Source organism: Rhizobium sp. LjRoot98 (assembly GCF_964252935.1).
GTDB lineage: Bacteria > Pseudomonadota > Alphaproteobacteria > Rhizobiales > Rhizobiaceae > Pararhizobium.
This window is the reverse complement of sequence record NZ_CAXUPW020000001.1, coordinates 1,607,978-1,628,545: the sequence shown is the minus strand read 5'-3', so window position 1 is coordinate 1,628,545 and position 20,568 is coordinate 1,607,978. Positions and strand designations below refer to the sequence as shown.

The following is a 20,568-nucleotide window of genomic DNA, read 5'->3' as shown; positions in this document are numbered from 1 at the left end:
AGGAGAACGACAATGCTAACATTCGCAGCCGAAGGCAGTAGCCAGGGCAAGCTGGAAATCAACGGTCATTCCGAGCCGGTTTCCTATGAGCTTATCGTGGCGCGCGAGCAAGATGATGCCAGCCAAGTGCGCATTCGCCTGAATGCTTCGCGCGATTGGTTGTTGAAGCAGGGCTTCAAGGGTGATGCGGTTCTGGTACGCAGTAATGGATCACGCATGGCGGTACGGCGCGACGGTGTGCTGGATGTTCATTCCAGCGTTTGTGTCACGCTTGAGGGGTATGACGGCACGCTGAGAGGCGTTGATGAGGTGTCGGACGCCTATCCGGAATTGAAGCATTAGCGGCAACTCTGCCGCAGAAACGAAAACGGGCGGGGTTTGAAGCCGCGCCCGTTTTCACAATCCAGATATCAAGGATCAATCCTTGGCGCGTTCCACGTAGGATGCGTCTTCGGTCAGGATGACGACGCGGGTGCCAACGCCGATATGCGGCGGCACCATGGTGCGCACGCCATTCGACAGGATCGCCGGCTTGTAGGAGGACGATGCCGTCTGGCCCTTGACGACCGGTTCCGTCTCGGCAATCTCGAGCGTCATGCGGGTGGGAAGTTCTATGGCCAGCGCCTGGCCTTCGTACATCTTCAGCTGAACAGCCATACCTTCCTGGAGATAAGCCTTGTCGTCGCCGATAACGTCGGGCGAAACGGCAACCTGATCGTAGGTCTGGGGGTTCATGAAGTGGAAGCCTTCGCCATCTTCATACAGGAAGGTGTGGTCGCTATCTTCAACGAAGGCGCGCTCGACCTGCTCGGTGGTGCGCCAGCGCTCGGAGACCTTCACGCCGTCGGAAATGCGGCGCATATCCACCTGCGTGACGGGCGTACCCTTGCCAGGGTGAAAGTTCTGCGCGGTGAGAACGGCGTAAAGCTTGCCGTCGACTTCGAGAACGTTGCCCTTGCGGACCGAGGAGGCGATTACCTTGACCATAAGTCTTCCTTGTAACTGAGCTTGATGCGTCGTAGAGGAGCGCACGAAATATGCGCGTCACAGACGCCAGAATGCGTTTTCGGGCCGCACCTATCCTATATTTGGGCAAATTGCCAGTGTGACGGCGGATCAGGCTCGAAGAAACCCGTACAACTGCCGCGAAATATAGACTGCCCGAGAAACGGAACCACACGTTCATGCCTGCTGCCTCTCCCTGGTGGACTCCTGATGTCCATGCCGACCGCCGTGGTTTCCTGATCGGCCGCAACCGGATTCAGGCGGCGTTGCGTGGTTTCTTCGCCGATCGCGATTTTGTCGAGATCGATACCGCGACACTGCAGGTGTCACCGGGCAACGAGGCACATCTGCATGCCTTCGCAACGCAGGCTATCCATCACGATGGTAGCACTGCCCCGCTCTATCTCCACACGTCCCCGGAATTTGCCTGCAAGAAACTGCTGTCTGCCGGGGAACCGCGCATCGCCTGCTTCGCCCATGTCTATCGTAACCGCGAACGCGGGCCGTTGCACCATCCAGAATTCACCATGCTGGAATGGTACCGCGCCGGAGAAACCTACGATGCGCTGATGCGCGACTGTGCTGGGATACTCGGGCTTGCGGCGGAAACGTTGGGGGCAAAGCAGCTGAGCTATCGCGGCGCGCAGGCCGATCCGTTTGCCGAGCCTGAGCGCATCACCGTTGCCGAAGCCTTTGCGCGGTTCGCCGGCGTCGATCTTCTTTCCTCCATCGGCCGGAGCGGCGAAACCGACCGCGAACGCCTTGCCGGAACCCTTCGGGTCGCCGGCCTCAGAGTTGCGGACGATGATACCTGGGCGGATATGTTCAGCCGGGTCATCGTCGAGAAGGTAGAGCCCAATCTTGGCTTCGGCCGGGCGACGATCCTCTATGAATATCCCGTCGCCGAGGCCGCGCTGGCGCGGCCCACGCCGCATGATCCGCGCGTCGCCGAGCGGTTTGAGCTTTATGCCTGTGGTGTGGAACTCGCCAATGCCTTCGGCGAACTGACGGATGCCGCCGAACAGCGCCGCCGCTTTGGCATGGAAATGGCCGAAAAACAGCGCGTTTACGGCGAAACGTACCCGCTGGACGAAGATTTCCTGAAGGCGCTTGAAATCATGCCACAGGCGAGCGGCAGCGCGCTTGGCTTCGACCGGCTGGTGATGCTGGCAACCGGTGCATCGCGGATCGACCAGGTGATCTGGGCGCCGGTGGCGCAGACCGAGCCGCTGAGTGAGGACCGCCGGTGACAGTGCTTCGCTCCCTCAAGTCGATCGGTGATCTGCAGGACGCCGGCCTTGTTCCTGCCGGCCGGCGCGCCGGGCTGGAGGAGGTTGCCGCGCGTTATGCGGTGGCCGTCACGCCGGCTGTCTCAGCCCTGATCGACCCGAATGATCCCAACGATCCGATCGCCCGGCAGTTCATTCCTGATATGGCGGAACTCGTTCGTCTGCCGGAAGAGCGCGAAGACCCGATCGGTGACGGCGCCCATAGTCCGGTCGAAGGCATCGTCCATCGCTATCCCGATCGCGTGCTGCTGAAGGCCGTGCATGTCTGCCCGGTCTATTGCCGGTTCTGCTTCCGCCGCGAGATGGTCGGGCCGCAGGGGCTTGGGACGCTTGCATCGCAGGCGATGGATAATGCCTTCGCCTATATTGCCGATCATCCGGAAATCTGGGAAGTGATCCTCACCGGCGGCGATCCGCTGGTTCTGTCGCCGCGCCGGCTGGCGTCGATCATGGAGCGGCTGGCCGGTATCGAACACGTGAAGATCGTCCGGTTTCACACCCGCGTGCCGGTTGTCGAACCTGAACGTGTCGACGAAGCATTGATTGCAGCGCTCAAGGCCAGCGGCAAGACCACCTATCTGGCGCTGCATGCCAACCATCCGCGCGAACTGACGGCAGACGCGCGCGCCGCCTGTGCCCGGCTGGTCGATAGCGGCATCGTCATGATCAGCCAGTCGGTGCTGCTCAAGGGCGTCAACGACGATCCCGACACGCTGGCGGCGCTTATGCGCGCCTTCGTCGAAAACCGAATCAAGCCCTATTACCTGCATCACCCCGATCTTGCGCCAGGCACCAGCCATTTCCGCCTGACGATCGAGGAGGGGCAGGCGCTGGTCGCCTCGTTGCGCGGCCGTGTCTCCGGCCTCTGCCAGCCCGCCTACATCCTCGACATCCCCGGCGGTCACGGCAAAACGGTGATCAGCGCATCGACCATCGAGGATAACGGCGATGGCTGCTACACGGTGTCTGATTTCAATGGCGGGCAACACGCCTATTCGCCGGGATCGGCCGGCAAGCAGCCTCTTTAAAGCCGGATTTTACCGAACAGGGCGCTGAGTTCCGATTGCCGGCCGGTGCCGGTTTTCTGGAATATCGAGCGAATATGGCTTCTGACCGTTTCATAGCTGATGCCGTGCTGGCTGGCGATGTCAACGGCGCTCATGCCGCTGGCGACAAGCATCGATATCCGGGTTTCTGCCGGGGTCAGGTCGAATAGCGCCATCAGTGTTTCCGGGTTCTGCCGCATCTCGTCGTCCGGATCCTCGATCAGGGCCAAGGCGCAGGAATGCGAGAATAAATCGGCAAGCTGCGGACCAAACCGTTCGAACCGGACGATGAGCGGCCGTTTGCCCGTGCGTGACAGGCGAACGGCGGACAATGGCTCGGCGCCGGGGCCGGCAGCCTGCAACGCGATCTTGAGTTCCCGGTGAAAGCGCGCCGTCTCATGTGCGGAGCCGGCGCGCACTTCGCCTCTGGAAATGCGCAAATCGTCCGAAAACAGCGTTTCGGCCTTGAGGTTCGTCAGTGTGACGAGGCCTTTCCGGTCAAAGAAGATGCAGCCAATATTCGAGGTCTGGAAGGCCGCTGCCATGCCCATGACCCTGCTGGCGTCGACATGCTGGGCGAGGTGCACGGCGGTCAGCAGCCGTGTCCGGATGGTATGAAAATGCGGTAAGTCCGTTGCCCGCGGGGAATCGTCGGTCAAGCTACTCTGCAGGACGAAATACAGCGCATCCTTGCCTGAGGAGATGTCCATCAGCACACAATCGCCAACGCCGTGCTTTTTCATGAATTGATAGTATTCGTGGTGGTCGAACTGCTCTTTTGAGATAATTTCGGCTTCAAGCACGACGCCAGCACGGTGGAGTGGCTGTAGCAAGTTCGCGCGAAAATCCCGCGATCCCCAGTCGTCACGCATATAGCCGTCCAGAAGCGTTTCAAGATTTTCTGTGCTGAGCACCGCGCCGAAAGTACCGCGGCCGGACGGCTCCATTATATTGATGCCCAAAGCACCGCTCGCCCGGCTGACCGCTTCCATTGTCGGCAGCCACAGCGAGGGTTCAAAAACCGCAGCCTGGACCTGATCCAGGGCTTCAGAGAGGCGTTCTGCGTTGACACGCATTCGAATATTCTCACATTCGCGAGCGAGGATTTTAGGTTTTCGGGGCACCTCGCGTCAATGGTGTCCAGGCCGGGATGATTCTGTTCATTGGTCCAATTTCGGCCCTATGCCAAACCCGGACGGGATTCCAGGCACAAAAAAGCCGGCCGCTGCAGAAAAAGCGGCCGGCTTTTGAAGCTTTGAGGCGGATTAGCCCTGTTTGATCGGCGCGATCGAAATTTCGACGCGGCGGTTCTGCGCGCGTCCGGCTGGGCTGCCGTTCGATGCGATCGGCCGGTCCGGGCCGTAGCCGACGGCCGACATGCGGCGCTGATCGACGCCCTGCGAACCGAGATAGTTGGCCACCGAGATGGCGCGGCGCTCCGAGAGGCCCTGGTTGTAGCTGGCGCTGCCGGTCGAATCCGTATGGCCATCGACATCGACAAGCGTCTTGTTGAACTTGCGCAGTACGATCGCGACCGAGTTCAGCGTCGGATAGGCCCGTGGACTCATCTGGTCCTGGTCGGTGGCGAAGGTGATGTTCTCAGGCATGTTGAGAACGATACGGTCGCCGACGCGAGTGACCGAAACGCCGGTGTTCTGCAGCTGTGCGCGCAGTTCGGATTCCTGGCTGTCCATGTAGTTGCCGATCAGGCCACCACCGAGCGCGCCGATGCCCGCGCCGACAAGCGCGGCATCGCGCCGTCCGGCAGAGCTGCCACCGACCAGAAGGCCGGTTGCGGCACCGAGGCCCGCGCCGATCAGCGCGCCACCGGCGGTGTTCGACATCTTCTGTTCGCCCGTATAGGGGTCGGTCGTGGTGCAGCCGGAAAGATAAACTGCGGCGATGGCCAATACGGCGATTTTCTTCATCATGGAATCACAGGTCCCCAATAGATCTACTCTGCTTCATACTACCGATTGCGGCAGGAAGATGAAGAGCGGGCCTTTTGGTTAATGAACTTTCTGTTTCCATGCGCGTCCATCGGTCTCGCGCTGTGTTGGAAGGGCCAGGGCGGCGCGTGCGCGGACGCCTGGCTCTCCCGGTCGGTCCGGCTATTCGGTGAGGTCGATTTCTTCCGTGCTGCCGCCCGTGCAGGTGTAGCAGCAATCCGAGCAGGTCTCGGCATTATCCGGGCCTGTGCCCCAATAGGTCGATTTGTCGCCGGAAATCCAGGCGCCGTAGCAGATCTTTTCGCCCTGGTCGCAGGACAGCGGGATCTGCTTGGTCTCGCCGTCGTCCAGCAGGTAAACCTGATTGTTGCCCGGCCAGACATGATCGCGGTCCTGGCTGTAGAGCTCGACCTCAACGGCATTCGGATGGCTGTTTTTCATTTCGAAGGTGACATCGGCTGCCGAAGCAACGGAGATGCCGCCTGCAAGCATGGCGATGGAAAGCGCGGCGATGGCCGCCCGCTGAAGAATGGTTTTCATGGGTTCCCCTTAAGAATTATGGCCTTGCGGCTGAAAGTCAGCTAGCACGAAGACAGGGGGCGAGGAATGGGGCCATTGGCCGGAAAAAGCGGGTTTTTCCGGCGTGGTATAGCCATTTTTGGTGACAAGGATAGGTGGCGTTCGCCAGTGCGGCGCACGTCAATCTGCGGCCAGCGATTTGTAGAAGAATGTCGAACCGCAATAGCTGCCGTCCGGCATCAGAGCATATTGCGGAATGACGCCGACGCGCTGCCAGCCGAATTTCTCGTAGATGCTTTCCGCCGGGCTTCCGGTTGCTGTGTCGAGTACCAGAACATGCCGCCCATACTTGCGGGCCTCCTCTTCTGCGGCGTCCATCAACAGGCGTGAAAGCCCCAGACCACGGGCCTTGCGGTGGACGAGCAGTTTCTTCAGATCGGCGCGATGCGGCTGGTTCGGCATCATGCCGACGCCAAGCTGAACCGTGCCGAGGATTTCCCCATCCGTCTCCGCCACGATCAGCACTGTACTGCCCTCAGCGACCGCCCTGGCCACCCCTTCCCAATAGGGAATTGCCTCCTGCGGCGTATAGGGCGACATGAACCCGACAGAAGCGCCGCCTTCGACGCAGTCGGACAGGATTTCGGCAAGTGCCGGCAGGGCAGCAGCGGTTTCGGAAGGAGTAAGCGTGCGGACGGTGACCTTGGACATCGGGATCAGACTTTGCTGCGGTTGAGAATGATGGCGTAGCGGGCAGGCGTGCCATGCGGATTGTGAAAGATGTGGGCCTCGGCAAGCTGCATGAACAGGCAGTCGCCTGCCTCCAGCACGTGCGTCTGGCCACCGGCGGACATGGTCAGCCTGCCTTCGAACAGCCAGAGATGCTGGGTCAGTCCGGCATCGAACTGCTGCCGTTCGAAAACGACACGCGCCCCCGGCGGGAACTCGACCTCGACGATATCGACCGGCGAGCCGGTGCCATCCGGTGATACGGAACGGCGCAGATAACCGGTCTCGGGATCGCGCCAGACGCGCTGGTCGTTCCGGCGCGAGAGTGGATCGCTGGCGGTTTCGCTGTCGGCGAAAAACCGTGACAATGTCGTCCCCAATGCGCTGCATAGCCGGGCAAGAAGCTGCGCCGTGGGGCTTGCCTCACCGCGCTCGATCCGCGAGATCATTGCCCGGCTGACGCCGGCGCGGCTGGCGAGATCATCCAGCGTCAGCGACTGGGCCAGCCGCAATGCCTTCATCCGTTCGGCGATATCCGTTTCAAAACCTGTTGAATTTTCCATTATAGGAGAATTATTCGTTCTTATAATGGAGTCAACGGAAAATGTTGTTGCCTCGAAATAAAGTCGGGCGATGCCGTTTTAGCGACAGGCAAGGAGGGCGCGACCGGATAGAGTGATATCGTGCAGGCCCGTTGAGGAAAGCGTCTTGCGATCAATATCTTAGGGAATGCTTGAGCAGGCGGCGAGGGGGCTGGCTGCAGTGAAGCTTGAGAGGGTGAATGGCGGCGATAGAAGAAATCCGGCCGGAGCAGTCACGGGCATCCGTGCTCTCGATTGCCAGCATCGTTGCCTCCATGGCCTGCGTCGGTATCGGCAACGGCATGATGTTTGCCTATGTGCCGTTCCTGTTGGCGCGTGGCGATAGTCCGCCCTGGGTTGCCGGTGCGGCGGTGACGGCGCTTGCCTTTGGCGGTCTTGCCGGTTGCGTCGTCGCAGGCCCGATGATCCGCAGGGTCGGCCATGCGCGGGCGTTTTCCTGCTCGATGGCGCTGGTGCTGCTGTCTGCCTTCCTGATCGCGCTTGGCTTTCACCCGCTGCTCTGGGTGTTTGCGCGCGGCGTTTATGGCGCGGCGGGCAATATCAATTTCATCATCTCGCTGAGCTGGCTCAATCATGCCAGCGCTAACAGCTGGCGCGGCAAGGCGATGTCGGTGTTCTACATGGTCTATGTCATCGCCATCGGTCTCGGTGCCTGGCTGTTCGGCCAGATCCCGGCGGATGGCAATCTGGCGCCGCTGCTGACGATCTTCTTCACCACCATGGCGATCCTGCCGATCGGCCTGACGCGCCTGCCCAATCCGCCGCCGCCGGCCAAGGTCAGCGTCGATGTGCCGATGGTCTGGCGCAATTCACCGGTTGCCTTCGTCGGGGTGCTTGCCTCCGGCGGCCTTTCGATGGCGGTACAGGGCTTTACGCCGATCTATGCCGCCGCCAATTCGGTCAGTCAGGGCGACGTCGCGCTGTTGATGCTGGTCATGCAGTTCGGCCTGATCTTCATCCAGTATCCGATGGGCGTGCTGTCGGACCGGATCGATCGGCGTATCGTCATGATTCTGGTCTGCGCGCTGATCTCGGTTGCCGCCGTCGTCTCGCTCGCCGTTTCGTTCGCCAACCTCATTCTCTTGATGCTGGTCTTTGCCGTTTTCGCGGGAGCGGTCGAAACCGTCTATTCGATCGCCAATGCCCATGCCAACGATCGCACCGCGCCCGCCGACTTCGTGCCGCTCGCCTCGACGCTTTTGATGTGCTGGTCGATCGCCGCCACGATCATTCCCTTGTCGATCACGCTGCTGACCCCGGTCTTTGGGCCGAAGACCTTCATCTATGCTGCCTTGGGCACCGCACTCGCCTACGCTGCCTTCGTCGCCGTGCGGCTGAAATTCCGCGAAACGGTACCGCCGCATCTGCGGGAGAATTTCGAGATGAAGAGCGCACAGATGCCGAATGCGGGCGCGATGGTCGAGGGCGATGCGGCTGCAGGCGATATCCGGCAATTATAGTGAACAAAGCCTGCATTTCCCGCTTTGCGGCGGTTGATACCGCTGCTATATGCGGCCCATGAGCACAACACCTTCAAAGACGCCCCTGTCACATATCCGCAATTTCTCGATCGTGGCCCACATCGACCACGGCAAGTCGACGCTGGCCGACCGGTTGATCCAGTCGACCGGCGGCCTGGCCGCACGCGAAATGTCGGAACAGGTTCTCGATAACATGGATATCGAGAAGGAACGCGGCATCACCATCAAGGCGCAGACCGTGCGTTTGCATTACGTCGCCAATAACGGCGAGACCTATGTCCTCAATCTGATCGACACCCCCGGCCACGTCGACTTCGCCTACGAAGTCTCGCGCTCGCTGTCGGCCTGCGAAGGCTCGCTGCTGGTTGTGGACGCGTCGCAGGGCGTCGAAGCCCAGACGCTCGCCAACGTCTACCAGGCGATCGACAACAACCACGAACTTGTCACTGTTCTCAACAAGATCGACCTGCCGGCGGCAGAACCTGACCGGATCCGCGCGCAGATCGAGGAAGTCATCGGCATTGACGCCTCGCAGGCCGTGCTGATCTCGGCCAAGACCGGCCTCGGTATTCCGGATGTGCTCGAAGCGATCGTGCATCAGCTGCCAGCGCCGAAGAGCGAAGGCGGTGAGACCGCGCCGCTGAAGGCGCTGCTGGTCGACAGCTGGTATGACACCTATCTCGGCGTCATCGTTCTCGTCCGCATTCTCGATGGCGTCCTGAAAAAGGGCCAAACCATCCGCATGATGGGCACCGATGCCAAGTATCAGGTGGAACGCGTCGGCGTCATCACCCCGAAGATGGTCAATGTCGATGCGCTCGGCCCGGGTGAAATCGGTTTCATCACCGCCTCGATCAAGGAAGTGGCCGATACCCGCGTCGGCGATACCATCACCGAGGACAAGCGCCCGACTGCCAACATGCTGCCGGGCTTCAAGCCGGCGCAGCCGGTGGTGTTCTGCGGCCTGTTCCCGGTCGATGCCGCCGATTTCGAGGATCTGCGCGCTGCCATGGGCAAGCTGCGCCTCAACGATGCGTCGTTCTCGTTCGAAATGGAATCGTCCGCCGCTCTCGGTTTCGGTTTCCGCTGCGGTTTCCTCGGCCTCTTGCATCTTGAAATCGTCCAGGAGCGCCTCGAGCGCGAGTTCGATCTCGACCTGATCGCGACCGCCCCGTCCGTCGTCTACAAACTGTTCATGACCGATGGCACCGAACGCGAACTGCACAATCCGGCTGATATGCCCGATGTCGTCAAGATCGCTGAAATCCATGAGCCATGGATTCGCGCCACCATCCTGACGCCGGACGATTATCTCGGCGGCATCCTGAAGCTTTGCCAGGACCGGCGTGGCATCCAGGTGGAATTGACCTATGTCGGCACCCGCGCGATGTTGACCTATGATCTGCCGCTCAACGAAGTCGTGTTCGATTTCTATGACCGGCTGAAGTCGATTTCCAAGGGTTATGCCTCTTTCGACTATGCCATCACCAGCCATCAGGAAGGCCATCTGGTGAAGATGTCAATCCTCGTCAATGGCGAGCCGGTCGATGCGCTTTCGATGATGGTCCACCGCATGGCGGCGGAAAAGCGCGGCCGCGACATGTGCGAGAAGCTCAAGGAGCTGATCCCCAAGCACATGTTCAAGATCCCGATCCAGGCTGCCATCGGCGGCAACGTGATCGCCCGCGAAACCATCTCTGCATTGCGCAAGGACGTGACCGCCAAGTGCTACGGCGGCGACGCTTCTCGTAAACGCAAGCTGCTCGACAAGCAGAAGGCCGGCAAGAAGCGCATGCGCCAGTTCGGTAAGGTCGAAATCCCGCAGGAAGCGTTCATTGCAGCGCTGAAGATGGGCGACGAGTAAGACTTTTCTTCCATCGGGTATGCGCATACGTTAGGCGCATACCCGATGGAGAAGATCATGTCTCAACCGTCCCGCAAATCTGCAAACCTGTCCCTCGATAGCGACCTCGTTTCGCAGGCGCGTGATCTCAAGATCAATCTCTCGCGGGCAGCTGAAGACGGCATCGGGCGTGCGGTCAAGGCCGAGCAGGAACGTCTCTGGCGGTTGGAAAACGCCGAGGCGATCGCAGCGTCCAATAAATATGTCGAGGAACATGGCCTGCCATTGGCAAAATACCGCCAATTCTGATGGCGAGATTTCATGCCTATCGCCTCAGACAGGGTGGCGCGCTGGTACTCGATCTCCAAGCCGATATTTTGTCCGATCTTCAAACACGAAACGTGGCGCCGCTGCTTCTCCCGGGAGAGATTTCTCGCCTGATCGCGCGGCTCAATCCAAAATTTGAAATTGGCGGCCGCCCTTACGTGATGGCAACCCAGTTCATGGGTGTCGTTGCCGTCGGCGAAATCGGAGAGACCGTGGCCGACCTTACCAGTCACGCGGGCGCCATTACCGCCGCCACGGATTTTCTGTTCCAGGGATTTTAGACAGCTGATCGCTCAGCAAACTCCTGCACAAGCCCCTCATAGGCTTCCATTGGGGGGAAGGTCTCGTAGGAATGCACAGCCCCAGTGGCTGCGAAGGGCAGTTTTTCGCCGGTGAAGGTCTCGATGAAGGGCGCAAGGCCGCTTGTATCGTCCAGCATGGTCGGGCGCAGGTTGACGAACCAGTCCATGCCTTCCGGGCGGGTGAACATCCAGGTCATGCAGTGCGGGCAGAAATAATGGCGGGACGCGCCGTGCAGGCCGCCAATCACCGGCTCACCGGCGATGACTTCAAAACCCTCGGCCGGAATGGCGGCGCTGAGCGAATAGGCGCTCGAGGACATTTTCTGGCAGCCGGTGCAGTGGCAGGCCATGGTCAGGATCGGGGGCGCACTGATCTTCAGCCGCACCTGGCCGCAACGGCAGCCGCCTTCCTGGGGGATCGTCAATCTGCTCATGTTTCACTCCTCCGCATTCAGGCAGTAATCTAGCGGAGAAGCCTTTCTTGTCCAGTGCGGCCGATGGTCGAAGAGACGCCGGCCAGAGAACGGGATGTGTAGTTCGTTAGCCGGCTTAGTCTGATGCGCAAGGCCAACCGGTGGGCGTGGTCAGTCCCGCCGGCAGCTTCGTTTCCTTGTCGCCGCAGGTCAGATCGACCTGAGCCTGCTCAAGCCCCTTGGCGGCAGAGAGATCAAGCCCCTCGATATGGGTGAGGAACATGAAGGCCTGATCGAAATCCAGCGGACCTTCGAAGGTCGCACCACTGAGATTGGCGCGCGACAGGTTGGCCAGCGCAAAGCGTGCACCCGTGAGCACCGCACCCTTGAACATCACCCGGCCGGCCTCCGCCTTTTCAAAATTGGCTCCGGTCAGGTCGGCGCCGCTGAAATCGGCGCGCTGCAGTTCGGCGCCGGCAAATGACGCGCCGTTGGCGGCAATATTGGCAAAGCTCGAGCGATAGGCCTCGACGCGGGAGAAATTGGCCTTTTCAGCCCTGGCGCCGGCCAGCCACGCACGCACCAGATTGGCTTTCTCAAAATTGGCCGATGCCAGGTTGGAGCCACTGAGATCGGTTAGCGAAAAATCGGTACCGGAGAGATTGGCGCCTTCGAGTTCACTGGAGGGCAGCATCAGGTTCTTCTTGGTGCATTCGCTCCAGTCGAGCCCGGGTTCCGGCGTGCTGCTGCAATAGGCGGCGGTTGCCGGTGAAGGGGCGGCAAGAAACGTTGCCAGCCCGATAGCCGGAAGCAGGGCGGCGGCGAACGCCGGGATGTGCCTGGTGGAAAATATCGTCATGCGCTTCTCGCTCCTCCGTCTGCCTCAGCCGGGCAAACTTCTTGCGCTTATAACAGTGTGTTCCATGTTGTAGATAGGAACCGCAGGTCCTCGCGGCAAACGGTGGAACACGTTTATGTATCAGGCACCCACGCTTGCCATTTCCCGTGTGCGATCGCCGCCGGCCGCTGCAGGCTGTATCGTCGCCACCCAGGCGCGGGCCAGTGCCAATCCGGCGGCATCGGCTTGTTGCGCGTGTCTGGCGGCATGCTCCGGATAGCGGCGCAACCAATCCGGATCGATCCCGTTGATCACCGTCTCAAACGTCCGGTTCCAGCCTTCGACGACGGGCGTTCCCGCCTCGAAATGAAACTGCATGCCATAGGCGGCGCGGCCGATGCGGAAGGCCTGATTGGCAACAGCCGGGTTGGTGGCCAGATGCACGGCGCCTTGCGGCAGGGTAAAACTGTCGGAGTGCCATTCGAAACTGGTAAAGGCGTCCCCGGCTGCGCTGAGCACCGGGTCCTGTTTGCCGTCGCTGGTCAACTCGACGCCATGCCAGCCGAACTCTCTGGTCTTGCCGAGAAGGTTGTCGCCGCCATGGGCGCGGGCGAGCAGCTGGCTGCCGAGGCAGATACCGAGTACGGACTTGCCGTCATTGGTGAAGGTTTTCATCAGCCGGGCAAGGCCGGACAGGTAGGGGTGAATGTGATCATCGACCGCACTCTGCTCGCCGCCGAAGACCACCATTGCGTCATGTTCGCGACTATCGCCGGGGAGCGCCTCGCCAGTAAACGGCCGTCGCAAGTCGATCTCAATCCCTGCTTCCTGCAGCGCCGCCCCAACTTGCCCCAGGCTGGAATGGTTCATGTTTTCCACTGCCAGAACCCGCATCATCTCTCCGTCTGCTTCTTCTTTCCGGTCAGGTTGATCACGCGGAGGCGGCGCTTTCAAGGGGGCTTCGAACCGATTTGGCAGTCTTTCCTAAGGACCGAATCACCGGAAAGCCTTGACCTTTGGGCCTGAAAGTAGCATTGGACCGCCTTGGTCGCGTTCCTTGAAACGCCAGACAGCGGAAAAGCCATGAGTAAAGTGACATCCTCTGCCCCCTCGCAGCGCATGCTGAGGGTCGGCGAACAGGTACGTGCAGGCCTGACACAGGTCTTGCAGCGCGGAGAAGTGCGCGACCCCCTGCTTGAAACGACGGTGATCTCGATCTCCGAAGTTCGCATGTCGACGGACCTGCGCGTTGCCACGGCCTTCGTGACACCGCTCGGCGTTGCCGATCATTCCAATGTCATCGAAGCGCTGAACCGCCATGCCAAATATATCCGCGGCCGCCTGACCCCGCATATCCGTCAGCTGAAATACATGCCGGAAGTGCGCTTCAAGGACGATACCAGCTTCGACAACTACAAGAAGATCGATGAGCTTCTCCGGTCTCCCGAAGTCCTGCGCGACCTGAAGGATGAAGACGGCGAGCAGTGATGGCCAAGCATATCACACTGGACGAACTCAACGCCTGGACGTTCGACCAGCGCCGGACATTCTATCGCAACGGTCTTGCGCGGTTCGATAATGCCGATTCCGTCCGTCTCGTCGAAATGATAGCCGCCTCCGGCCTGCCGTTTCGTCACGGCAAGGACATCGCCCATGGCGACCGCGAGATGAAGGCGCTCGAAGCCATTGTCGGTTCGCCCTATAATGAGAAGCTGTTGCTTGAAGCCGCCGCATCCGGACAGCCACCGCTCGGCGCCATCGAGCCCTTGCTGGTCGAAGGTCTCGGCGAAGATTACCGCATCGACAACGGTGCCACCATTGCTGCCGGATACCTGATCGCCAAGCGGCTTTACGCTTTGGGATTTGAGAAGGGCAACAGCCAGAAAATGCCGGATGGCAGCGTTGCCAAGACTGCAGCGACGTTCCGCAAAAAAAGAGCCTGAACCATGTCAAAACCCCGCAAGCCCAAGGGCCGCCCGATTTCCGGCTGGCTGATCCTCGACAAGCCGCTGGATTTCGGCTCGACCGAGGCCGTGTCGAAGATCAAGTGGCTGTTCAAGGCGCAGAAAGCCGGACATGCCGGCACACTCGATCCTTTGGCATCGGGCATGTTGCCGATCGCGCTTGGTGATGCGACGAAAACCGTTCCCTACGTCATGGACGGCCGCAAGATCTATGAATTCGCGGTCGCCTGGGGTGACGAACGCTCGACCGACGATCTCGAAGGTGAGGTGACGCAGTCGTCCAGCACGCGTCCGTCGGAAGAAGATATCCGCGCCCTTCTGCCGAAATATACCGGCGTCATCAGCCAGGTGCCGCCGCAGTTCTCGGCGATCAAGATCGATGGCAACCGTGCCTACGATCTGGCCCGTGAAGGCGAGACCGTCGATATTCCCGCTCGCGAAGTCGAAGTGTTCCGCCTGTCGCTGCTCGGCTGCACACCGAATCTGGCGCATTTCGAGATCGAATGCGGCAAGGGCACCTATGTGCGCTCGCTGGCGCGCGATTTCGGCCGTGACCTCGGTTGCTTCGGCCATATCGCCTCGCTGCGCCGCAGCTTCGTGGCGCCGTTTGCGGAAGAAGCCATGGTGACGCTGGCTGAACTGGTGGCGCTGGAGAAGATCGAAAGCGACGAGGAACGGCTGGAAGCGCTCGACGCCTTCCTGATCGATACCGGCGAAGCCCTGTCCAACCTGCCGCATATCGCCATTACCGAAGATCAGGCCCACCGCCTGAAAATGGGCAATCCGATCATCCTGCGCGGCCGTGATGCCCCGACCGCAGAGCCGGAAGCCTATGCGACCTCGCGCGGCAAGCTGGTTGCCATTGGCGAGATCGGCGAAGGCGAATTCCGCCCGAAGCGCGTCTTCGTGACAGCCTGAAACCCGGATCGCTTCCCAAATTTCGCCGCATGGCATCGGTTGCGTTCCTAACATCGCTGGCGCATGTTCCGGTCTGTGTTTGGGATTCGCGCGGACTTGCGGGTTAGCCCGCCGGTATCGCGGCCCGAAATCGGGCCACTGCCGATCTTCGGCTATGGGACTTTGGGTGATGAACGGTTGAGCGACGGACTGGATAGAACACGTGCGCAGCATGCTCCCTTCAGGGTCATTCTGCGTTCGCGATTGAGACGCCCGTTATCATTTTATCTGACGGTGCTGCTGCTCGTCGCCATTATTCCATCCTTCCTGTTTTCGATGATTATTTTGAAACGCAGCACCGACGAGCAAGAGCGCGTCGTGACGGCGTTGCTGAAGGCATCGACAGGGTCGGTGACGCGCCTGGTCGAGCGCGAGGTCGACAGCATGTTGGCCACCCTCAAGGTGCTTGCCGCAGCTGGTCCAAACGACGGCAGCAATCTTGCTGAATTTTATGATCGCGCGCGCTCGTCGCTGGCGGACACGGACTCCAATCTGTTGGTGATCGATCGCGGTCACAATCAGCTTTTTAATACGCGGGTGCCTTATGGCAGCCCGCTCGGCAAAGCATCCGATCCGGTCTCGGTCGATGAGGCGTTCCGCGTTGGCGGGCCTTACATCTCGAATGTCTTCTTCGGCAAGACGGCACAGCGATGGGTGTTCAATGTTTATCTCCCCATAACCACGCCGCTCGGCAACAGCGACTACCTCCTGACCCTGACGCGCAATGCCGAAAGCATGTCGAAGGCGGTCAATCGGGATGTGGTGTCGCCCGGCTGGAACGCGGCCTTGCTGGATGCTGCAGGCAACGTGATTGCCTCGTCGGATCCGGGGCTTGCCGTCGGCAAGCCGTTCTTCATGGAAATCGTTCCGGCATTGCGTGTTGGTGTCGGGGAGGCGGTTCACGATGGCGTGGAGTACCGGACAGTCACCGAGTTTTCGGTGCTGACCGGCTGGAAGATCGTCGCCTGGGCAAAGAGTGCGGATGTCGATGCTCCGGCGCTTTGGTCCTATCTCTGGTTGTCGCTGGGCGGGCTTCTCTTTGCCGGAATAGCCGTAGCCGGATCGGCCACCATCGCGGGTCTCCTGACACAGGGCGTCAAGGTCCTGGCCCGTGACGCGCATCTCTTGGGGGCTGGCCGGCCGATTGCGGCACGCAAGCATATGATCGCCGAAATCGAAACCGTATCGTCGGCTTTGGCCGAGGCGGCGCAGGCACGCCGGAAGGCGGAAAACGAGATCCGTTTCCTGATGCGCGAGGTGGCGCACCGCTCGAAAAACCAGCTCACGGTGATCCAGTCGATGCTCAACCAGTCGCTCAATGCCGCCGAAAGCCGGGTGGATTTCGCCGAAACTTTCCGCAAGCGCATCGCCGGCTTAGCCCGCTCGACCGATCTGATGATTGCCAATGCGGCGCAGGGCGTCGATTTCCGCGAGCTGGTGCAGAACCAGCTGCAGCCGTTCACGCCCGACGATCCGGACAGGGTTCATCTGTCGGGGCCGCCGGTGCGGCTGGATGCCCAAGTGTCGCAGACGCTCGGCATGGCGTTGCACGAACTGGCCACCAATGCGACGAAGTATGGAGCGCTTGCCAATGCGAGCGGTGTGATCGACCTGCAATGGTCGGTCTCCGGGGGCACGTTCCTGTTTGTCTGGAGAGAAAAGGGCGCCGACATCACCCCGGCCGAGGATGGGGCCGTGCGCAAGGGCTTTGGAACCATGGTTCTGGAGCGCATGCTCGGCATGGCGCTGGACGCCAAGCTGGAGCGGATCATGCACGATGACGGGATCGAATGGCGCGTCAAGATTCCGGATGAAAAGCTGAGTGCCAATCTCTCGGGTCAAGCTTAGGCGTTGCCTGCTTATTGCGGTTTATTCTGTTTGGAGGGAATATCGATGTCGCGAAGACGCCGTGGGGTGGCCGCCTTTCTCGTCGCAGCCACTTTCGCCGGTACCGCAGACACAGTGATTGGTGCGGATTGTGTGGTGGCAGACCCCACCGGAACGCCGCTCAACGTTCGCGTCAAGCCTGAAGGCCGCGTTCTGTCGGCTCTCGGCAATGGTATGGCCGTCGAGACCCTCGACGAGCGCACCCTTGGCGGCAAACGATGGGCAAAGGTCGCCGCAAATGGCGCGGTTCTTGGCTGGGTCTTCGCCGCCTATCTCGATTGTGCCGCTATCGATGACGCCCGGAAATCCGCGCCGATGAAGCCGCGAACCCCGCCGCAATGACGGTGAGTTGAGCCGCTGCGGCGTCTTTATCCGCCCTCTTTCTTTTTAATGCCGGATGGTTTATAGGCAGCGCCAGCATCAGACCCCGCCCTTTGCGGACTTTTGCCTTCATGGCCGCAGCTAGACGGCATCCCGGCTGCTGGCGACCCGAAATCCTAAACATTGAAAGGATGACACGATGTCGATCACTGCAGAGCGCAAGGCTGCGCTTATCAAGGAATACGCAATCGTCGAAGGCGACACCGGTTCCCCGGAAGTCCAGGTTGCGATCCTCACCGAGCGGATCAACAACCTGACCGAACACTTCAAGGGTCACAAGAAGGACAACCACTCGCGTCGTGGCCTTCTGGCAATGGTTTCCACCCGCCGTTCGCTTCTTGACTATGTCAAGGGCAAGGAAGAGGCACGGTACACCAAGCTGATCACTGCTCTCGGCATTCGCCGCTAAGCCTTACACCGGCGGGACCCTTCAACAGGGGCCCGCCGGTTTGTTTTTTGCGGGGCATACACCCCGCGTTTGCGCTTCCAGCCAAAGCCGAAAGGGCGCTGTTGGAAGCAGACACCCCAGCAGACCGGATGGGCCGGCTCTGCGGAAACAACCGATGACCTGTCATGGGGCAGGATTGCAGGATGCTTCGGCGCTTGCGCGTTTTCCACGCACCCGAAGCGTCCGGCTTTGAGGGAACGGAACGAGCGCCAGCCGATTTTGGAAGCCTCCCGTTGTCTTGCCCGTGATGTGTCATATCAGCGAAAACACTGCCGCCCGCGCCACACTGGCTGCGGCGCGGCATTGGCGCACACGAAGGACAAAACATGTTCGATACCCACACAGTCGAAATTGAATGGGCAGGCCGCCCGCTCAAGCTCGAAACCGGCAAGATCGCCCGTCAGGCTGACGGCGCCGTTCTTGCAACCTACGGCGAGACCATCGTTCTCGCGACCGTCGTTTCGGCCAAGGCTCCGAAGCCGGGCCAGGATTTCTTCCCGCTGACCGTCAACTACCAGGAAAAGACCTATGCCGCCGGCAAGATCCCCGGTGGCTATTTCAAGCGCGAAGGCCGTCCGTCTGAAAAGGAAACACTGGTTTCCCGCCTGATCGACCGCCCGATCCGCCCGCTGTTCCCGGAAGGCTACAAGAACGACACGCAGGTCGTTGTCACCGTCGTCCAGCACGATCTGGAAAATGATCCGGACATCCTGTCGATGGTTGCCGCTTCGGCAGCGCTGACGATCTCCGGCGTTCCTTTCATGGGCCCGGTCGGTGGCGCACGCGTCGGCTACATCAATGGCCAGTACGTCTTGAACCCGCATCTCGACGAGATGGACGAGTCGGTTCTCGACCTCGTCGTTGCCGGTACCCAGGACGCCGTCCTGATGGTTGAATCGGAAGCCAAGGAACTCAACGAAGAAGTCATGCTCGGCGCCGTCATGTTCGGCCACAAGGGCTTCCAGCCGGTCATCGATGCGATCATCAAGCTCGCTGAAGTGGCTGCCAAGGAACCGCGCGACTTCACCCCGGAAGATCATTCGGAACTCGAAGCCGAAATGCTTTCGATCGCCGAAACCGAACTGCGCGCTGCCTACAAGATCACCCAGAAGGCTGATCGTTACGCTGCGGTTGATGCCGTCAAGGCAAAGGTCAAGGCTCACTTCTTCCCGGAAGGCGTTGAGCCGAAGTACACTGCCGAAGTCATCGGCGCCGTCTTCAAGCACCTGCAGGCCAAGATCGTTCGCTGGAACATCCTCGACACCAAGAGCCGCATCGACGGCCGTGATCTGTCGACCGTTCGCGCTATCGTTTCGGAAGTCGGCATCCTGCCGCGCACGCACGGTTCGGCGCTGTTTACCCGCGGTGAGACACAGGCGATCGTTGTTGCCACGCTCGGTACCGGCGAAGACGAACAGTATGTCGACTCGCTCACCGGCATGTACAAGGAACGCTTCCTGCTGCATTACAACTTCCCGCCCTACTCGGTCGGTGAAACAGGCCGCATGGGTTCCCCGGGCCGCCGCGAAATCGGTCACGGCAAGCTCGCCTGGCGCGCTATCCGCCCGATGCTGCCGGCTGCCGAGCAGTTCCCCTACACGCTGCGCGTCGTCTCCGAAATCACCGAGTCGAACGGCTCGTCCTCGATGGCAACCGTCTGCGGCACCTCGCTCGCACTGATGGATGCCGGCGTTCCCTTGGCCAAGCCGGTTGCCGGTATCGCCATGGGCCTGATCCTCGAAGGTGAACGTTTCGCCGTTCTCTCCGACATTCTCGGCGACGAAGATCACCTCGGCGACATGGACTTCAAGGTTGCCGGCACTGCCGACGGCATCACCTCGCTGCAGATGGACATCAAGATCGCCGGTATCACCGAAGAGATCATGAAGGTCGCGCTTGAGCAGGCACAGGGCGGCCGCAAGCACATCCTCGGCGAAATGGCCAACGCCATCACCGAAGGCCGCAGCCAGCTCGGCGAATTCGCACCGCGCATCGAAGTCATGAACATCCCGGTCGACAAGATCCGTGAAGTCATCGGTTCGGGCGGCAAGGTCATCCGCGAAATCGTCGAAAAGACCGGCGCCAAGATCAACATCGAAGACGATGGCACGATCAAGATCGCTTCGTCCTCCGGCAAGGAAATCGAAGCGGCCCGCAAGTGGATCCACTCGATCGTTGCAGAGCCGGAAGTTGGCCAGATCTACGAAGGCACTGTCGTCAAGACTGCCGACTTCGGCGCTTTTGTCAACTTCTTCGGCCCGCGTGATGGCCTCGTGCACATCTCGCAGCTCGCTTCCGACCGTGTTGCCAAGACCTCCGACGTCGTCAAGGAAGGCGACAAGGTTTGGGTCAAGCTGATGGGCTTCGATGAGCGCGGCAAGGTTCGCCTCTCCATGAAGGTTGTCGACCAGGCAACCGGCAAGGAAGTTGCCAAGGGCGAAGGCGAAGCTGCTGAATAAGCGCTCGGCCGTTTGACAGACTACGGGCGCGGAGCGGATCGTTCCGCGCCTTTTCTTATTTTGTGTGAGAGTGGCTCGAACCGGGCACCCCTCATTCCCTTTGTTACCGTTTGTCCCTTTTGGAAGCCG

At 60.6% G+C, this 20,568-nt stretch carries 23 protein-coding genes; 14 read left to right on the top strand and 9 right to left on the bottom strand.

Features of this window, described 5'->3' with window-relative positions; genetic code table 11:
- The first annotated feature begins 12 nt into the window (after window positions 1-12).
- Window positions 13-342: a hypothetical protein gene (locus ACSQ3J_RS08080; protein ID WP_060501281.1), complete on the top strand. Its 330-nt coding sequence runs from the start codon at window positions 13-15 to the stop codon at window positions 340-342.
- A gap of 75 nt (window positions 343-417) precedes the next feature.
- On the opposite strand, the gene efp is transcribed toward ACSQ3J_RS08080, so the two are convergent.
- Window positions 418-987 (bottom strand): elongation factor P, encoded by a 570-nt coding sequence (gene efp, locus ACSQ3J_RS08075; RefSeq protein WP_060501279.1) that lies wholly within the window; start codon window positions 985-987, stop codon window positions 418-420.
- A 197-nt stretch (window positions 988-1,184) separates the two neighbouring features.
- Between efp and epmA the strand changes: the two genes are divergently transcribed.
- A complete protein-coding gene (epmA, locus tag ACSQ3J_RS08070) occupies window positions 1,185-2,255 on the top strand; it encodes an EF-P lysine aminoacylase EpmA (protein ID WP_060501277.1) in 1,071 nt (356 codons plus the stop codon).
- Window positions 2,252-3,322: a lysine-2,3-aminomutase-like protein gene (locus ACSQ3J_RS08065; RefSeq protein ID WP_060501276.1), complete on the top strand. Its 1,071-nt coding sequence runs from the start codon at window positions 2,252-2,254 to the stop codon at window positions 3,320-3,322. The genes epmA and ACSQ3J_RS08065 overlap by 4 nt, the downstream gene beginning before the upstream one ends.
- Here the strand turns inward: ACSQ3J_RS08065 and ACSQ3J_RS08060 are convergent.
- From ACSQ3J_RS08060 to ACSQ3J_RS08040, 5 genes are all read right to left on the bottom strand, one after another.
- On the bottom strand, window positions 3,319-4,416 hold the full coding sequence (locus ACSQ3J_RS08060) for a helix-turn-helix transcriptional regulator (protein ID WP_060501274.1): 1,098 nt from the start codon (window positions 4,414-4,416) through the stop codon (window positions 3,319-3,321). The two genes, ACSQ3J_RS08065 and ACSQ3J_RS08060, sit on opposite strands and share 4 nt — an antisense overlap.
- Before the next feature lie 189 nt (window positions 4,417-4,605).
- Window positions 4,606-5,271, bottom strand: coding sequence for an OmpA family protein (locus ACSQ3J_RS08055; RefSeq protein ID WP_060501272.1), 666 nt, complete (start codon window positions 5,269-5,271; stop codon window positions 4,606-4,608).
- Window positions 5,272-5,451: 180 nt separating this feature from the next.
- Complete coding sequence (locus ACSQ3J_RS08050; protein WP_060501270.1) at window positions 5,452-5,829, bottom strand: hypothetical protein; 378 nt, start codon at window positions 5,827-5,829, stop codon at window positions 5,452-5,454.
- Window positions 5,830-5,988: 159 nt separating this feature from the next.
- The gene (locus ACSQ3J_RS08045) at window positions 5,989-6,519 is read right to left on the bottom strand and encodes a GNAT family N-acetyltransferase (RefSeq protein ID WP_060501268.1); all 531 of its coding nucleotides are present in this window, start codon (window positions 6,517-6,519) and stop codon (window positions 5,989-5,991) included.
- 5 nt (window positions 6,520-6,524) lie between these two features.
- Window positions 6,525-7,100, bottom strand: a complete 576-nt coding sequence (locus tag ACSQ3J_RS08040) for a helix-turn-helix domain-containing protein (protein WP_060501266.1) — start codon at window positions 7,098-7,100, stop codon at window positions 6,525-6,527.
- 218 nt (window positions 7,101-7,318) lie between these two features.
- On the opposite strand from ACSQ3J_RS08040, the gene ACSQ3J_RS08035 reads away from it, so the two are divergent.
- Genes ACSQ3J_RS08035 through ACSQ3J_RS08020 form a run of 4 tightly spaced genes read left to right on the top strand, consistent with a single transcriptional unit; the run spans window position 7,319 to window position 11,071 of the window.
- Entirely contained in the window at window positions 7,319-8,599 is a 1,281-nt protein-coding gene (locus tag ACSQ3J_RS08035; RefSeq protein WP_436038948.1) for an MFS transporter, read from the top strand.
- Window positions 8,600-8,657: 58 nt separating this feature from the next.
- Window positions 8,658-10,484 (top strand): translation elongation factor 4, encoded by a 1,827-nt coding sequence (gene lepA, locus ACSQ3J_RS08030; protein ID WP_436038947.1) that lies wholly within the window; start codon window positions 8,658-8,660, stop codon window positions 10,482-10,484.
- A 57-nt stretch (window positions 10,485-10,541) separates the two neighbouring features.
- On the top strand, window positions 10,542-10,772 hold the full coding sequence (locus ACSQ3J_RS08025; protein ID WP_060501260.1) for a type II toxin-antitoxin system CcdA family antitoxin: 231 nt from the start codon (window positions 10,542-10,544) through the stop codon (window positions 10,770-10,772).
- Complete coding sequence (locus tag ACSQ3J_RS08020) at window positions 10,772-11,071, top strand: CcdB family protein (RefSeq protein ID WP_436038946.1); 300 nt, start codon at window positions 10,772-10,774, stop codon at window positions 11,069-11,071. Before ACSQ3J_RS08025 ends, ACSQ3J_RS08020 begins: the two co-directional genes overlap by 1 nt.
- On the opposite strand, the gene ACSQ3J_RS08015 is transcribed toward ACSQ3J_RS08020, so the two are convergent.
- The 3 genes from ACSQ3J_RS08015 to ACSQ3J_RS08005 form a co-directional block, all read right to left on the bottom strand.
- Complete coding sequence (locus ACSQ3J_RS08015) at window positions 11,068-11,526, bottom strand: GFA family protein (RefSeq protein ID WP_436038945.1); 459 nt, start codon at window positions 11,524-11,526, stop codon at window positions 11,068-11,070. The two genes, ACSQ3J_RS08020 and ACSQ3J_RS08015, sit on opposite strands and share 4 nt — an antisense overlap.
- A gap of 115 nt (window positions 11,527-11,641) precedes the next feature.
- The gene (locus ACSQ3J_RS08010; RefSeq protein WP_436038944.1) at window positions 11,642-12,364 is read right to left on the bottom strand and encodes a pentapeptide repeat-containing protein; all 723 of its coding nucleotides are present in this window, start codon (window positions 12,362-12,364) and stop codon (window positions 11,642-11,644) included.
- A 120-nt stretch (window positions 12,365-12,484) separates the two neighbouring features.
- Window positions 12,485-13,237 (bottom strand): type 1 glutamine amidotransferase, encoded by a 753-nt coding sequence (locus ACSQ3J_RS08005; RefSeq protein ID WP_436038943.1) that lies wholly within the window; start codon window positions 13,235-13,237, stop codon window positions 12,485-12,487.
- Window positions 13,238-13,426: 189 nt separating this feature from the next.
- Between ACSQ3J_RS08005 and rbfA the strand changes: the two genes are divergently transcribed.
- The 7 genes from rbfA (at window position 13,427) to pnp (ending at window position 20,439) form a co-directional block, all read left to right on the top strand.
- The gene (rbfA, locus tag ACSQ3J_RS08000; RefSeq protein ID WP_060501252.1) at window positions 13,427-13,831 is read left to right on the top strand and encodes a 30S ribosome-binding factor RbfA; all 405 of its coding nucleotides are present in this window, start codon (window positions 13,427-13,429) and stop codon (window positions 13,829-13,831) included.
- Window positions 13,831-14,286 (top strand): hypothetical protein, encoded by a 456-nt coding sequence (locus tag ACSQ3J_RS07995; RefSeq protein WP_436038941.1) that lies wholly within the window; start codon window positions 13,831-13,833, stop codon window positions 14,284-14,286. The genes rbfA and ACSQ3J_RS07995 overlap by 1 nt, the downstream gene beginning before the upstream one ends.
- Before the next feature lie 3 nt (window positions 14,287-14,289).
- Window positions 14,290-15,225, top strand: a complete 936-nt coding sequence (gene truB, locus ACSQ3J_RS07990; RefSeq protein WP_436038939.1) for a tRNA pseudouridine(55) synthase TruB — start codon at window positions 14,290-14,292, stop codon at window positions 15,223-15,225.
- Window positions 15,226-15,402: 177 nt separating this feature from the next.
- A complete protein-coding gene (locus tag ACSQ3J_RS07985; RefSeq protein ID WP_436038974.1) occupies window positions 15,403-17,112 on the top strand; it encodes a sensor histidine kinase in 1,710 nt (569 codons plus the stop codon).
- Between the two features lie 45 nt (window positions 17,113-17,157).
- Complete coding sequence (locus ACSQ3J_RS07980; protein WP_082511911.1) at window positions 17,158-17,493, top strand: SH3 domain-containing protein; 336 nt, start codon at window positions 17,158-17,160, stop codon at window positions 17,491-17,493.
- A 178-nt stretch (window positions 17,494-17,671) separates the two neighbouring features.
- Entirely contained in the window at window positions 17,672-17,941 is a 270-nt protein-coding gene (rpsO, locus tag ACSQ3J_RS07975; protein ID WP_037103961.1) for a 30S ribosomal protein S15, read from the top strand.
- Window positions 17,942-18,306: 365 nt separating this feature from the next.
- Window positions 18,307-20,439 (top strand): polyribonucleotide nucleotidyltransferase, encoded by a 2,133-nt coding sequence (pnp, locus tag ACSQ3J_RS07970; RefSeq protein ID WP_060501241.1) that lies wholly within the window; start codon window positions 18,307-18,309, stop codon window positions 20,437-20,439.
- Window positions 20,440-20,568 lie beyond the last annotated feature (129 nt).

Excerpts from the sequence above, each read along its gene's own strand:
- ACSQ3J_RS08080 (WP_060501281.1), top strand. The coding sequence starts at position 13 with ATGCTAACATTCGCAGCCGAAGGCAGTAGCCAGGGCAAGCTGGAAATC.
- efp (WP_060501279.1), bottom strand. The coding sequence starts at position 987 with ATGGTCAAGGTAATCGCCTCCTCGGTCCGCAAGGGCAACGTTCTCGAA.
- epmA (WP_060501277.1), top strand. The coding sequence starts at position 1,185 with ATGCCTGCTGCCTCTCCCTGGTGGACTCCTGATGTCCATGCCGACCGC.
- ACSQ3J_RS08060 (WP_060501274.1), bottom strand. The coding sequence starts at position 4,416 with ATGCGTGTCAACGCAGAACGCCTCTCTGAAGCCCTGGATCAGGTCCAG.
- ACSQ3J_RS08055 (WP_060501272.1), bottom strand. The coding sequence starts at position 5,271 with ATGATGAAGAAAATCGCCGTATTGGCCATCGCCGCAGTTTATCTTTCC.
- ACSQ3J_RS08050 (WP_060501270.1), bottom strand. The coding sequence starts at position 5,829 with ATGAAAACCATTCTTCAGCGGGCGGCCATCGCCGCGCTTTCCATCGCC.
- ACSQ3J_RS08045 (WP_060501268.1), bottom strand. The coding sequence starts at position 6,519 with ATGTCCAAGGTCACCGTCCGCACGCTTACTCCTTCCGAAACCGCTGCT.
- ACSQ3J_RS08040 (WP_060501266.1), bottom strand. The coding sequence starts at position 7,100 with ATGGAAAATTCAACAGGTTTTGAAACGGATATCGCCGAACGGATGAAG.
- ACSQ3J_RS08035 (WP_436038948.1), top strand. The coding sequence starts at position 7,319 with ATGGCGGCGATAGAAGAAATCCGGCCGGAGCAGTCACGGGCATCCGTG.
- lepA (WP_436038947.1), top strand. The coding sequence starts at position 8,658 with ATGAGCACAACACCTTCAAAGACGCCCCTGTCACATATCCGCAATTTC.
- ACSQ3J_RS08025 (WP_060501260.1), top strand. The coding sequence starts at position 10,542 with ATGTCTCAACCGTCCCGCAAATCTGCAAACCTGTCCCTCGATAGCGAC.
- ACSQ3J_RS08020 (WP_436038946.1), top strand. The coding sequence starts at position 10,772 with ATGGCGAGATTTCATGCCTATCGCCTCAGACAGGGTGGCGCGCTGGTA.
- ACSQ3J_RS08015 (WP_436038945.1), bottom strand. The coding sequence starts at position 11,526 with ATGAGCAGATTGACGATCCCCCAGGAAGGCGGCTGCCGTTGCGGCCAG.
- ACSQ3J_RS08010 (WP_436038944.1), bottom strand. The coding sequence starts at position 12,364 with ATGACGATATTTTCCACCAGGCACATCCCGGCGTTCGCCGCCGCCCTG.
- ACSQ3J_RS08005 (WP_436038943.1), bottom strand. The coding sequence starts at position 13,237 with ATGCGGGTTCTGGCAGTGGAAAACATGAACCATTCCAGCCTGGGGCAA.
- rbfA (WP_060501252.1), top strand. The coding sequence starts at position 13,427 with ATGAGTAAAGTGACATCCTCTGCCCCCTCGCAGCGCATGCTGAGGGTC.
- ACSQ3J_RS07995 (WP_436038941.1), top strand. The coding sequence starts at position 13,831 with ATGGCCAAGCATATCACACTGGACGAACTCAACGCCTGGACGTTCGAC.
- truB (WP_436038939.1), top strand. The coding sequence starts at position 14,290 with ATGTCAAAACCCCGCAAGCCCAAGGGCCGCCCGATTTCCGGCTGGCTG.
- ACSQ3J_RS07980 (WP_082511911.1), top strand. The coding sequence starts at position 17,158 with ATGTCGCGAAGACGCCGTGGGGTGGCCGCCTTTCTCGTCGCAGCCACT.
- rpsO (WP_037103961.1), top strand. The coding sequence starts at position 17,672 with ATGTCGATCACTGCAGAGCGCAAGGCTGCGCTTATCAAGGAATACGCA.
- pnp (WP_060501241.1), top strand. The coding sequence starts at position 18,307 with ATGTTCGATACCCACACAGTCGAAATTGAATGGGCAGGCCGCCCGCTC.